Raw genomic sequence first — 13591 nt, 5'->3', positions numbered from 1 at the left:
AGCCCTTACACATCAGGTTGAGGCGCGGTCATTCCGCACCCCCTGCATCCTTAGAACAATGCCTTGCCAGAACTGTCTTTGATATTGGTTCTCCAGGCAGCACGGATCTGCTCAACCACTTCTGGTGGCAGTGTAGCGTAATCTAGCTCGTTCGCTTGCTTAGCACCGGTTTTATAGGCCCAGTCAAAGAATTTCAGCACTTCGGTACCTTGCTCAGGCTTCTTCTGCTCTTTATGGATCAGAATGAAGGTAGTAGAGGTGATCGGCCAGACGTTGTCGCCTTTCTGGTTGGTCAGGTCCTGTGCGAAAGTTTTGCTCCAGTCCACACCTTTGGCCGCTGCGCTGAAGCTCTCTTCAGTCGGGCTGACAGGTTGGCCATCTGCAGAGATCAGTTTAGTGTAAGCCAGGTTGTTTTGCTTGGCGTAAGCGTATTCAACATAACCAATAGAGCCAGGCAGACGTTGAACGAACGCGGCGATACCGTCGTTTCCTTTGCCACCCAGACCGGTTGGCCAGTTAACGGTTGAGCCAGCTCCGATTTTCTCTTTCCACTGCGCATTGGCTTTAGACAGATAGCTGGTGAAGACGAAAGAAGTACCAGAACCATCAGCGCGACGCACTACGGCGATGTTCTGATCCGGCAGTTTAACGCCCGGGTTTAACTTAACGATCGCTGGGTCATTCCATTTTTTGATGTTACCCAAATAGATATCACCCAGTGTTTGACCATCCAGAGTCAATTCACCGGATTTAATGCCTGGGATGTTCACGGCAAGCACCACACCACCAATTACGGTAGGGAATTGGAACAGGCCGTCAGCAGCCAGTTTGTCGTCAGACAACGGTGCATCTGAAGCGCCAAAATCAACGGTGTTGGCGAGAATTTGCTTTACACCACCCGAGGAGCCGATCCCCTGATAGTTGACCTTATTGCCTGTTTCTTTCTGATAAGAATCTGCCCACTTGGCATAAACCGGAGCGGGGAATGTCGCACCTGCACCGGTCAGGCTAGCAGCAGCGAACGCAGACACAGAGGCCAGGGAGATAGTCGCTGCCACAATACTGGCGACGGTAGTACGCATCAGTTTCATAATCCCTCCTAATGGGATATTTAAAAATCGGCTTTGAGCCGTTTTCATCAGAGTAAGTATTGCTGCAAGAGGGAAAATAGGACAGTTTCGTGACATTAAAATGTATGAAATATTACATTTATATTACAGTGCGCGGATTTTGGTATTTATTAAATTAAAAACAATAAGTTAAATATTTATCAGGCCAAAAATAATCTGTAAAAAAAGGCGCTAAACCGCTGAAGTTGAGCAATTTACGTTCTTTTATTATTGTCTGTCATATAGCAAAAAGCCGGCAATCAAGCCGGCTTGATAGTTACATCAGTGTAAAAATCACTCTACGGTGACCGACTTCGCCAGGTTACGCGGCTGGTCCACATCAGTGCCTTTTATTAACGCCACATAGTAGGACAACAGTTGCAAAGGTACGGTGTAGAAGATAGGTGCGACAATTTCTTCAACATGAGGCAACGGAATAATAGTCATGCCTTCACTGCTAACGAAACCTGCATCCTGATCGGCGAACACATACAGTTGACCACCGCGCGCGCGCACCTCTTCGATGTTGGATTTCAGTTTTTCCAGCAATTCGTTATTAGGAGCAACCACGATCACCGGCATATCCGCATCAATCAGCGCCAGAGGGCCATGCTTCAGTTCCCCGGCAGCATAGGCTTCTGCGTGAATATAGGAGATCTCTTTGAGCTTCAGCGCCCCTTCCATCGCTATCGGGTATTGATCGCCACGGCCAAGGAACAAGGCGTGGTGTTTGTCAGAGAAACCTTCTGCCAGAACCTCAATGCTCTTATCGAGCGATAGCATCTGTTCAATACGCGCAGGCAGGGCCTGCAAGGCATGTACTATTTCCTGCTCTACGGACTCTGACATCCCTCTCAAGCGGCCAATACGCGCCACCAGCATCAGTAATACCGCCAGTTGGGTAGTAAACGCCTTGGTGGATGCCACACCAATTTCCGTGCCCGCTTTGGTCATCAGAGCCAGATCAGATTCCCGCACCAGTGAAGAGCCAGCGACGTTACACACCGCCAGTGAACCAAGGTACCCCAATTCTTTTGACAGACGCAGTGCTGCCAGCGTATCGGCGGTTTCTCCGGATTGAGACAATGTGATAATCAAGCTACCGGGACGCACCGCTGATTTGCGGTAACGGAATTCAGACGCGATCTCCACATCACAAGGCATCCCCGCCAGTGACTCGAACCAGTAACGCGCCACCATCCCGGAATGGTAAGAAGTACCACAGGCGATGATTTGTACGTGTTGCACTTTTGCCAGCAGTTCGTCGGCACGAGGGCCTAATTCGCTAAGATTGATCTGACCATGGCTAAAACGCCCTTCAAGGGTGTTTTTCAGCGCCATTGGTTGTTCAAAAATCTCTTTCTGCATGTAATGGCGGTATGCGCCTTTATCACCTGCATCGTATTGCACCTGAGACTCAATCTCCGGGCGTTCAATGGCATTACCCTGCTTGTCGAAGATGCTAACGGTATGGCGAGTAACTTCCACCAGGTCGCCTTCTTCCAGGAAGATAAAACGACGAGTGACTGGCAACAGCGCCAATTGGTCAGAAGCGATAAAGTTTTCACCCATACCACGGCCAATCACCAGCGGACTACCAGAACGGGCAGCAACCAATACGCTCGGATCGCGGCTATCCATCACAACGGCACCATAGGCACCACGCAGTTGTGGGATCACTCGCTGAACCACCTGCAGCAAAGTCCCGCCCTTTTTCTGTTCCCAATGGACCAGGTGGGCAATCACCTCGGTATCGGTTTCCGAACTGAAGGGGTAACCCCGCTCGATCAGCAATTCGCGCAGCGGTTCGTGATTTTCAATAATTCCGTTATGGACCACGATGATATGGCTAGAAACGTGAGGGTGCGCGTTCATTTCGGTAGGTTCACCGTGCGTCGCCCAACGAGTGTGGGCAATACCCGTACCTCCATGCAAAGCGTGTTGCTTTGCGGCTTCCGAAAGCGCATTGACTTTACCGACACGGCGCAAACGGCTAACGTTTCCTTCAGTATCGACTACCGTCAAACCGGCTGAATCATAACCCCGGTATTCCAGACGACGTAAACCTTCCAACAAAATTTCTGCAACATCACGTTGCGCTACTGCGCCTACAATTCCACACATCTGTTGTATTCCTAATTAAGTACCTTTAGGGGCACTTGCGATGCCTTGACCTGATTTTTGCCGGTTTTTTTACTCTAAATAATTCCAGTTGCAAGAAGGCGGCAAGTTCGCGAGTTCCCAGGAGCATAGATAACTATGTGACTGGGGCGAGCGAATGCTGCCAACGCACATGCAACTTGAAGTATGACGAGTAAACCGTGCTTCCCCGAGCCTGTAGAGAGTGGGGTTATTATGTTTTGTACTGAGTTCTTGAACAAAACCCAATACAAAACACACTATTAACCTGCACTAATTTACCCAACAGATTTCGAATTGCAGCTAGGCGGCAAGCGCCTGAATCCCCAAGAGCTTACCAAGGTAAGTGACTGGGGTTCAGGCGCGAAGCCAACAACGCTGCGGTTCGAAAGATGAAGGGTAAATTACTTTTTCTTCACCGGACGCTGCCAACCCTGTATATGCACTTGCTTAACGCGGCTCAGCACCAGTTCTTCTTCAGCAATATCGCGGGTAACCGTGGTGCCTGCAGCAATGGTCGCTCCTCTGCCAACGGATACCGGCGCCACCAGTTGCGTATCCGAACCGACAAACACACCGTCACCAATCACTGTCTTATGCTTGTTGGCACCGTCATAGTTACAGGTAATAGTCCCTGCACCGATATTCACATCGTCGCCAATCTCGGCATCGCCCAGATAGCTCAGATGCCCGGCTTTAGAGCCTTTGCCCAGCCGCGCTTTCTTTATTTCCACAAAGTTGCCAACGTGCGCGCCTTCAGCCAATTCGGCTCCCGGGCGCAAACGGGCAAACGGGCCAACGGTGCAAGCCGCCTCTAATTTCGCATCTTCTAGCACGCTGTAAGGACTGATCTCGCAATCGTCACCAATCACACAGTTCTTAAGTACGCAGCCAGCTCCGATTTTTACGCGATTACCCAGCTTGACCTTGCCTTCGATGATCACATTGGCATCAATAGAAATATCACGGCCATGCTCCAGCTCACCACGCAGATCGAAACGCGCCGGATCCAGCAGCATCACGCCCGCCAGCAGCAGTTTTTCGGCCTGCTCAGCCTGATAGACGCGTTCAAGCTGTGACAGTTGTAGGCGGTTATTCACCCCCTCCACCTCACTCAAGCGCTCAGGGTGCACAGCTTCAATTTTCTTACCATCGGCATGAGCCAAAGCAATGATATCGGTAATGTAGAACTCACCCTGCGCATTATTGTTATTCAGCATACTTAGCCAGCGCTTCAGATCGCGGCCATTTGCCACCAAAATACCGGTGTTGATTTCATTAATCTGCCGCTGTTGGTCATTGGCATCTTTATGCTCAACAATGCCAACAACTTCGCCGTTTTCTCGCACAATACGTCCATAACCGCTAGGGTCCTGCAACTTTACCGTCAGTAGACCAATGCCACCCAAAGGTTTTGCTGCTAACAGGCGTGTCAGTGTTTCGACAGCGATCAAAGGCACATCGCCATACAGCATCAGCACGTCTTCATCATCGGAAAAATGCACCGCCGCCTGCTGCATAGCATGACCAGTACCCAGTTGTTCTGCCTGTAACACCCAGTTAAGTGGCTGGTTCTTCAGGGTGCTCTTCAACAGTTCACCACCGTGGCCATAAACCAGGTGCACTTTCTGGGCACCTAGCTTCATGGCAGCATCAATGACGTGCTGCACCATGGGCTTGCCTGCCAGTGGATGTAACACTTTGGGAAGATCGGAATACATGCGTGTTCCCTTGCCCGCGGCGAGGATAACCACGCTCATTGCGCTGTTAGACATAAGCAACCTGATAACTCCATTTTGATGGACGAAAGTAAAACCGTTTGATGACGAAATTACTACATATTTCTCTACACGAATCGGGCACACGGCGCTTGGCTCTAGGCATGCCGTTAATTATACCAATCCTATTTAACAACAAAAAAACTGTCGGCGATCGGAGACGCTTAATTCGCTTGGCAGCGTTAATACATCACACTATCAATCATGTTCAAACGCTTATTTCAAAGCAAAAAAAAAGCGACCAACAAGGGCCGCTTTCTGATCTCAAGGTGTTGTAAACAATACCTGAGTGTTACATCGCTTTTCTGGTTAGCTCGATAACGCGTAATTTAGCGATCGCTTTCGCCAGTTCAGCGGATGCCTGAGCATAGTCGACATCACCATGAGAGCTACGGATATGCTCTTCAGCTTTACGCTTGGCTTCAAGCGCTCTGGCTTCGTCGAGATCCTCTCCACGGATAGCAGTGTCTACCAGTACAGTGACCACGCTCGGTTGTACCTCAAGGATACCCCCGGACAGGTAGATGAACTCTTCATCACCGTGCTGTTTAACAATACGCACCATGCCAGGCTTGATGGCAGTCAGCAGCGGCGCATGGCCAGGGAAGATCCCCAGTTCGCCTTCGCTGCCTGTCACCTGGATCTTTTGTACCAGACCGGAAAACATCTGTTTTTCCGCACTGACAACATCCAGATGGTAAGTCATAGCCATATCACCCTCCTCTCAAGGCGTTACAGTTTCTTGGCTTTTTCCACTGCTTCTTCAATGGTGCCAACCATGTAGAACGCCTGCTCCGGCAGGTGGTCATAGTCACCGTCCATAATGCCTTTGAAACCACGAATGGTATCTTTCAGCGATACGAACTTGCCCGGAGAACCGGTGAAGACTTCTGCCACGAAGAACGGTTGAGACAGGAAACGTTGAATTTTACGTGCACGGGATACCACCAGCTTGTCATCTTCTGACAGCTCGTCCATACCCAGGATCGCGATAATATCCTTCAGTTCCTGATAACGTTGCAGAATAGACTGCACGCCACGCGCTACATCATAGTGCTCTTGGCCTACTACCAGCGGATCCAACTGACGGCTGGTGGAATCCAGCGGGTCAACGGCCGGGTAGATACCCAGAGAGGCGATGTTACGGCTCAATACCACGGTTGCATCCAAGTGAGCAAAGGTGGTGGCTGGTGATGGGTCAGTCAAGTCATCCGCAGGAACGTAAACGGCCTGAACAGAGGTGATAGAACCGGTCTTGGTAGAGGTAATACGCTCTTGCAAGGCACCCATCTCTTCCGCCAACGTTGGCTGATAACCTACCGCTGATGGCATACGACCCAGAAGTGCGGACACTTCGGTACCGGCCAGGGTATAACGATAGATGTTATCCACGAACAACAGTACGTCACGACCTTCGTCACGGAATTTCTCAGCCATGGTCAGGCCGGTCAGCGCAACGCGCAGACGGTTACCTGGTGGCTCGTTCATCTGGCCGTAAACCAGTGATACTTTGTCCAGAACCTTGGAGTCGGTCATTTCGTGGTAGAAGTCGTTACCCTCACGAGTACGTTCACCCACGCCCGCAAAAACTGAATAACCGGAGTGTTCGATCGCAATGTTACGGATCAACTCCATCATGTTTACGGTTTTACCCACACCCGCACCACCGAACAGACCCACTTTACCACCCTTGGCGAACGGGCAGATCAGATCCATTACTTTGATACCGGTTTCCAGCAACTCTTGGGAGTTCGACAACTCTTCGTAGCTTGGCGCAGAGCGGTGGATCGCCCAACGTTCTTCTTCGCCGATATCACCCTTCATGTCGATGGGCTCACCCAGTACGTTCATGATGCGGCCCAGAGTAGCTTTACCTACCGGGACTTCAATCGGGTGTTGCAGGTCAGTAACTTTCAGACCGCGACGCAGACCATCGGAGGTCCCCATTGCGATACAGCGAACCACACCACCACCCAGCTGTTGTTGAACTTCCAGCACCAGTTTCTCGGTGCCGTTTTCAACCTCAAGAGCGTTGTACACTTTTGGTACGGCATCCTGAGGGAATTCGACGTCCACCACGGCGCCGATTACCTGGATAATCTTTCCAGTAGCCATCTTAATCCTCTACGTAATTCGTCTACCCGTTATGTTTCAAATTGCAGGAGCGTTAACTGCTTTCTCTCATTCCAGCTCACTCTTTCCCGCAATCTGAACTATTCGGGGTAATAACCTGGTTAAACCGCGGAGGCTCCCGAAACGATCTCGGTGAGTTCCTGAGTGATGCTGGCCTGACGTGCCTTGTTGTATACCAACTGCAGCTCTTTGATCAGGCTACCGCCGTTATCGGTTGCGGCTTTCATCGCGACCATTCGTGCGGCCTGCTCGCTGGCCAGGTTTTCCACGACGCCCTGATAAACCTGCGATTCCACATAGCGGCGCAGCAAAGTATCAAGCAGCACTCTTGGATCAGGCTCATACAGGTAATCCCAGGATTTTTTCTTCAGCTCACTGTCATCAGAAGGTGGCAATGGCAGAAGTTGCAATATCTGCGGTTCCTGGGACATCGTATTAATAAACTTGTTGCTGACAATATACAGCTTGTCCAAACGACCTTCGTCGTAGGCTTTCAGCATCACTTTCACCGGGCCGATCAGATCCGACAGGGAAGGGTTATCCCCCATGCCGGTCACTTGGGCAACCACGTTGCCACCGACGGAACCGAAGAAAGAGGTAGCTTTAGAGCCAATCAGCGCCAAATCAACTTCAACGCTTTTTTCAGACCAACCTTTCATCTCTGCCAACAGTTTCTTGAACAGATTGATGTTCAAGCCACCGCAGAGGCCACGGTCAGTAGACACCACCAGATACCCGACGCGCTTAACGTCACGCTCATCAAGGTAGGGGTGCTTATATTCCAGATTCCCTAACGCCAGGTGACCAATCACCTCGCGCATGGTCTCTGCATAAGGACGGCTGGCCGCCATACGTTCCTGCGATTTACGCATTTTGGAGGCGGCGACCATCTCCATCGCTTTAGTGATCTTTTGCGTGTTTTGCACGCTAGCGATCTTACTACGTATCTCTTTTGCGCCGGCCATCTCTGCTTCTCCTCATTGCCAGCGGCCTGCTGTCTTTCAACAGTAGGCCGCTGTGCGTTACCAGGACTGGGTTGCCTTGAAGGTATCGAGGATGCCTTTCAGCTTACCTTCGATCTCATCGTTGTACGCACCAGTTTGGTTGATGTGGTTTAGCAGTTCGGCATGCTCGCGATCGGCATACGCAACCAGAGCGGCTTCGAAGCTGACAACTTTTGCCACTTCAACGTCGTTCAGGTAGCCACGCTCAGCGGCAAACAGCACCAGAGACTGTTGTGCGACAGACATCGGCGCATACTGTTTCTGTTTCAGCAACTCGGTCACTTTCTGGCCGTGGCTTAGCTGTTTGCGTGTGGCGTCGTCCAGATCGGAAGCAAACTGAGAGAACGCAGCCAGTTCACGATACTGTGCCAGCGCGGTACGAATACCACCGGACAGTTTTTTCATGATCTTGGTCTGTGCTGCACCACCCACACGGGATACGGAAATACCCGGGTTAACGGCCGGACGGATACCGGAGTTAAACAGGTTGGATTCCAGGAAGATCTGACCATCGGTAATCGAGATTACGTTGGTCGGAACGAACGCGGAAACGTCACCAGCCTGAGTTTCAATGATCGGCAGAGCGGTCAGTGAACCCGTTTTCCCTTTGACTTCACCTTTGGTGAAAGCTTCAACGTAATCGGCGTTAACACGCGCAGCACGTTCCAGCAGACGGGAGTGGAGATAGAATACGTCGCCTGGGTAAGCTTCACGACCTGGCGGACGACGAAGCAGCAGGGAAATCTGACGGTAAGCAACGGCCTGCTTGGACAGGTCATCGTAAACAATCAGCGCGTCTTCACCACGATCGCGGAAGTATTCACCCATTGCGCAACCAGCGTAAGGTGCCAGGTATTGCAGAGCTGCGGATTCTGAAGCGGTTGCCACTACCACAATGGTATTGGCCAATGCGCCGTGTTCTTCCAGTTTGCGCACCACGTTAGCGATGGTGGACGCTTTCTGGCCGATAGCCACGTAAACACATTTGATACCAGAATCACGCTGGTTGATGATCGCATCGATTGCCAGAGCAGTTTTACCCGTCTGACGGTCACCGATCACCAGCTCACGCTGGCCACGGCCGATTGGGATCATGGCATCGACAGACTTGTAGCCCGTCTGTACAGGCTGATCAACAGACTGACGTTCGATAACGCCAGGTGCGATAGTCTCAACCGCCGAGAAACCGTCATGCTCAACCGGGCCTTTACCGTCAATAGGTGCGCCCAGCGTGTTGACCACACGGCCCAGCAGGCCACGGCCAACCGGAACTTCCAGAATACGGCCAGTACATTTAACCTTCATGCCTTCGGCCAGATCCTCATACGGACCCATAACCACGGCACCAACAGAGTCACGCTCCAGGTTTAGTGCAATTGCATAACGGTTGCCTGGCAGTGCGATCATTTCGCCCTGCATAACTTCGGCTAGACCGTGTACGCGGATGATCCCGTCACTGACGGAAACGATAGTACCTTCATTGTGAGCTTCGCTCACTACATTGAACTGAGCAATGCGCTGCTTGATCAGTTCGCTGATTTCGGTGGAATTCAGTTGCATGCTCCAGTCCCCTTAAGACTGCAAGACGTCTGCCAGGCGTTCTAGACGACCGCGAACGCTGCCATCAATCACCATATCACCAGCGCGGATAATTACGCCGGCTAGTACAGACTTGTCAATTTTGCAATTCAGCTTAACTTTGCGTGACAGACGTTTTTCCATCGCAGCGACAATCTTGGCCTGCTGTTGGTCACTCAGTGCGCTAGAAGAGAGCACCTCGACTTCGACGGTAGATTCCAGCGCGGCGCGTAGTTCGATGAACTGTTGCAACACCGCAGGAAGAACCAGTAAACGCCCATTTTCGGCCATTACACGGATAAAGTTCTGGCCATTTTCGTCGATCTCGTCGCCACATACCGCAATAAACGTGTTGGACAATGTTTCAGGTGCAACAGCACCGGAAAGCAATTCCGCCATATGTTCATTTCGGGTGACAACAGCAGCAAACGCCAGCATCTGCTGCCAGCGTTCTACGCTTTGATTCTCAACGGCAAAGTCAAAAGCTGCTTTGGCGTAGGGGCGAGCTACAGTTACAAATTCAGACATCAGCCCCTCCCTCCTTACAGTTCAGCGACCAGTTTATCAACGATGTCGCTGTTAGCAGCTTCATCCACGGAACGTTCGATGATCTTCTCGGCACCGGCAATAGCCAGCATCGCGACTTGTTTACGCAACTCTTCACGAGCGCGCTTACGTTCGGCTTCGATCTCAGCCTGAGCCTGCGCCACAATTTTGTTACGTTCCTGCTCGGCTTCAGCTTTCGCTTCGTCCATGATCTGAGCTTTGCGTTTATTTGCTTGCTCGATGATCACCTGAGCTTCTGCTTTGGCAGTTTTCAGTTGGTCGGTCGCATTGGCTTGCGCTAAGTCCAAATCTTTTTTGGCACGTTCTGCAGAAGCGAGGCCATCAGCAATTTCTTTCTGACGCTTCTCGATGGCAGCCATAATTGGCGGCCATACATACTTCATACAGAACCAGACAAACAGGATGAACGCGATAGCCTGGCCGAGGATTGTTGCGTTAAGATTCACAGCACAATGCCTCTTTAAAAGTTAATAGTATGGTTTTATGGTAGAGAGTTAACTCTACTTACGCGACAGCAAACATCACGTACAGACCCAGACCAACAGCGATCATCGGGATGGCGTCAACCAGACCCATAACGATAAAGAACTGTGTACGCAGCAGAGGGATCAAGTCAGGCTGACGAGCAGCACCTTCCAAGAATTTCCCCCCCAGGATGCCGATACCGATCGCAGCACCGATTGCCGCCAACCCCATCATAATAGCGGCAGCCATGTACAGCAGATCCATATTCAGGTTTTCCATGACAGTCTCCAGTTTGTTTCAGTTTATAAGTGCAAGTGTTTAAAGAAAATCAGTGCTCTTCAGATGCCATCGACAGATAGACAATCGTCAGAACCATGAAAATAAAGGCTTGAAGCGTAATGATCAAAATGTGGAAGATCGCCCAAGGCAAGCTCAGGATCCACTGTGACCACCACGGCAACAGGCCAGCAATCAGGATGAAGATCAACTCACCCGCATACATGTTGCCGAACAGTCGCAGACCCAGTGAAACAGGTTTGGACAGCAGGCTGACACCTTCAAGAATCAGGTTGATAGGAATGAATACCGGGTGATTGAACGGCTGCATGGTTAACTCTTTAGCGAACCCACCAATGCCTTTCATTTTAATGCTGTAGAACAGAATCAGTACAAATACGGCCAATGCCATCGACAGTGTGATATTCACATCTGCAGTAGGCACTACGCGCAACGCAGGCAACCCCGCCATAGTACCGAGGTGCGGCAGGAAATCTACCGGGATCAGGTCCATCATGTTCATGAGGAACACCCAGACGAAGACCGTGAGCGCCAGCGGAGCAATCACTTTACTCTTGCCGTGATACATATCTTTAACGCTGTTGTCGACAAAACCCATAATCAGTTCAACAGCGGTTTGCAGCTTCCCGGGAACCCCACTGGTGGCGTTTTTGGCAACCTTGCGGAAAATCGCCAGGAAGACAACCCCGAGAACAACGGAGAAAAACATCGAGTCGACGTTGATCGACCAGAACCCCGTCCCGACCTGAAGATGCGTCAGGTGGTGACCGATATACTCCTGTGGAGTCAAGACTTCTCCTGCAGACATGATGCCTCTTACCCTTATTTAGTTAATTTCGGTAACTGTTAATCACGGCTGGTGCCACTATCTGCACAATCAACACCGCTAAATAGGTCAGGCCAAGCGGAACAAACGCCGCTTTGAACACCCCAAGCGCCACGATCAACAAAACGATGGTGATCACGACCTTAAGCCCCTCGCCAATGGCGAACGACCAGGCAACCCGACCGGGTACCGGCGTCTGCGCCTGATGACGCAAGGCAAACAGCATAAACATGGCGTTTGGCAACCAGGCAGCAATGCCGCCAGCCAATGCCGAACCGCTCCATTCCAGACTTTTCAGGCTGAAGGCAGCGCTGATCAAAACAAAAGTCATTAACTGCAATAACAGCAGTTTGCGTGCAACTTTTCCGCTGTAAAGGGACACAGGCATGACGTTTGTTCTCTCCGTACCCCTTTGGGTATGCTGAGTGACGTATAAAACTGCCTTTGCTGTTCCGAGTCAAGCAGCAAAAAACGTGCAAATTATACGGGCCACTCCAACGAATTCAATCGATAAGTAGCGAAAAGGTGAACAATTATTTAAATTTCCCCTTTTAGGTCTATTTTCACAAGAAAACAGTCGGAATAATCTGTCTCATTTATTTGTCTGACCATTCCAGCGTTGCGTCAGCAAATGTGCAGCCGATCACAATAATGCTTCTTTCTGATTTATAACCTACGTCGATAGTTGGCGTCTTTAGCTATTGGAGCGATTAAATAACAATATAAATCAAAACATTAAATCGTAACTGTTCAAAAACAACCCTTATACCGAGAAAAAACCTTTTATTGACATTTCTTACGATGTTATCGCAACAGTGGATTAACACTGAATGCCAAACAAAATCTTTCACACTTTGTTACTCACACCATCATTACCCACGGTAATCGAGCCCGTACCCAGCAATAATGAACGCGATTGTGTTAATAACAAGTAAACCAACAATAAGAACAGCCAAATAATTAGCTTGCTATGTTTTACATTTAAAACTGGGTAGTAATTGGCATTTATTTGATTATGAACAAAGTTAGTTTACCTTTAGCACCACCAAGTGCCGCTCGCCTTCCAGTTCAGGAACCTGTAAACGAATCACAGATTCCAGAGAAATCCCCTCAGGCAGTTGTGCCAATTCATCTTCAGGGCAAACGCCTTTAAGCGCATAGAAACGCCCGAGCCCTTTCACTGGCAGGTGGTGACACCAAGTCAGCATGTCATGCAGCGAAGCAAAAGCCCGGCTGATTACGCCATCAAACGGTGGCTCAGCAGGAAACTCCTCCACACGGCTCTGTACTGGCTCGATATTTTTCAGCCCCAACTCATGCTGTACCTGCCGTAGGAAGCGTACACGCTTACCCAGGCTGTCCAATAATGTGAAATGAGCATCGGGACGGACTATCGCCAACGGGATCCCCGGCAACCCCGGCCCGGTACCAACATCAATAAAACGCGAACCTGTCAGGTGAGGATTAACCACGATGCTGTCCAGAATATGACGCACCAGCATCTGCTGTGGCTCACGGACAGAAGTCAGGTTGTAAGCCTTGTTCCACTTGTCGAGCATACCGACATAACCCAACAATTGCTGTTTTTGTTGATCGGTAAGCACAATTCCTGCCGCTGAAAGCAGCGAATCTAGTTTTCTTTGCACAACAGAATCCTCTGGCAGGCCTTACTCAGCAGGCACTGAACTGAACCTT

The 13591-nt window shown here is 50.4% G+C and carries 13 protein-coding genes; all 13 read right to left on the bottom strand.

Features of this window, described 5'->3' with window-relative positions; all coding sequences use genetic code 11:
* Positions 1-50 precede the first annotated feature (50 nt).
* Positions 51-1091, bottom strand: coding sequence for a phosphate ABC transporter substrate-binding protein PstS (gene pstS / locus SAQUA_RS24525; RefSeq protein ID WP_380679417.1), 1041 nt, complete (start codon positions 1089-1091; stop codon positions 51-53).
* Positions 1092-1403: 312 nt separating this feature from the next.
* Positions 1404-3233 (bottom strand): glutamine--fructose-6-phosphate transaminase (isomerizing), encoded by a 1830-nt coding sequence (glmS, locus tag SAQUA_RS24520; protein WP_380679420.1) that lies wholly within the window; start codon positions 3231-3233, stop codon positions 1404-1406.
* 419 nt (positions 3234-3652) lie between these two features.
* A complete protein-coding gene (gene glmU / locus SAQUA_RS24515; protein WP_380679423.1) occupies positions 3653-5023 on the bottom strand; it encodes a bifunctional UDP-N-acetylglucosamine diphosphorylase/glucosamine-1-phosphate N-acetyltransferase GlmU in 1371 nt (456 codons plus the stop codon).
* A gap of 295 nt (positions 5024-5318) precedes the next feature.
* Positions 5319-5738 (bottom strand): F0F1 ATP synthase subunit epsilon, encoded by a 420-nt coding sequence (locus tag SAQUA_RS24510; protein WP_380679426.1) that lies wholly within the window; start codon positions 5736-5738, stop codon positions 5319-5321.
* Positions 5739-5758: 20 nt separating this feature from the next.
* Entirely contained in the window at positions 5759-7141 is a 1383-nt protein-coding gene (gene atpD / locus SAQUA_RS24505; protein ID WP_380679429.1) for a F0F1 ATP synthase subunit beta, read from the bottom strand.
* Between the two features lie 119 nt (positions 7142-7260).
* Complete coding sequence (gene atpG, locus SAQUA_RS24500) at positions 7261-8124, bottom strand: F0F1 ATP synthase subunit gamma (protein WP_380679432.1); 864 nt, start codon at positions 8122-8124, stop codon at positions 7261-7263.
* A gap of 57 nt (positions 8125-8181) precedes the next feature.
* Positions 8182-9723 carry a F0F1 ATP synthase subunit alpha gene (atpA, locus tag SAQUA_RS24495; RefSeq protein WP_380679435.1) on the bottom strand — a complete coding sequence of 514 codons (1542 nt, stop codon included), beginning with the start codon at positions 9721-9723 and terminating at the stop codon, positions 8182-8184.
* A 12-nt stretch (positions 9724-9735) separates the two neighbouring features.
* Positions 9736-10269: a F0F1 ATP synthase subunit delta gene (gene atpH, locus SAQUA_RS24490; protein ID WP_380679438.1), complete on the bottom strand. Its 534-nt coding sequence runs from the start codon at positions 10267-10269 to the stop codon at positions 9736-9738.
* 14 nt (positions 10270-10283) lie between these two features.
* Positions 10284-10754: a F0F1 ATP synthase subunit B gene (gene atpF / locus SAQUA_RS24485; RefSeq protein WP_142008638.1), complete on the bottom strand. Its 471-nt coding sequence runs from the start codon at positions 10752-10754 to the stop codon at positions 10284-10286.
* A 58-nt stretch (positions 10755-10812) separates the two neighbouring features.
* Positions 10813-11052, bottom strand: coding sequence for a F0F1 ATP synthase subunit C (atpE, locus tag SAQUA_RS24480; RefSeq protein ID WP_004393045.1), 240 nt, complete (start codon positions 11050-11052; stop codon positions 10813-10815).
* Positions 11053-11101: 49 nt separating this feature from the next.
* Positions 11102-11878, bottom strand: coding sequence for a F0F1 ATP synthase subunit A (gene atpB, locus SAQUA_RS24475; protein WP_380679443.1), 777 nt, complete (start codon positions 11876-11878; stop codon positions 11102-11104).
* Positions 11879-11900: 22 nt separating this feature from the next.
* On the bottom strand, positions 11901-12284 hold the full coding sequence (atpI, locus tag SAQUA_RS24470; RefSeq protein WP_380679446.1) for a F0F1 ATP synthase subunit I: 384 nt from the start codon (positions 12282-12284) through the stop codon (positions 11901-11903).
* A gap of 637 nt (positions 12285-12921) precedes the next feature.
* Positions 12922-13542 carry a 16S rRNA (guanine(527)-N(7))-methyltransferase RsmG gene (gene rsmG / locus SAQUA_RS24465; RefSeq protein ID WP_380679449.1) on the bottom strand — a complete coding sequence of 207 codons (621 nt, stop codon included), beginning with the start codon at positions 13540-13542 and terminating at the stop codon, positions 12922-12924.
* Positions 13543-13591 lie beyond the last annotated feature (49 nt).

This window comes from Serratia aquatilis, assembly GCF_044865145.1.
Lineage (GTDB): Bacteria > Pseudomonadota > Gammaproteobacteria > Enterobacterales > Enterobacteriaceae > Chania > Chania aquatilis.
The sequence above is the reverse complement of the archived record's forward strand: the minus strand, read 5'-3'. Positions and strand labels throughout refer to the sequence as shown.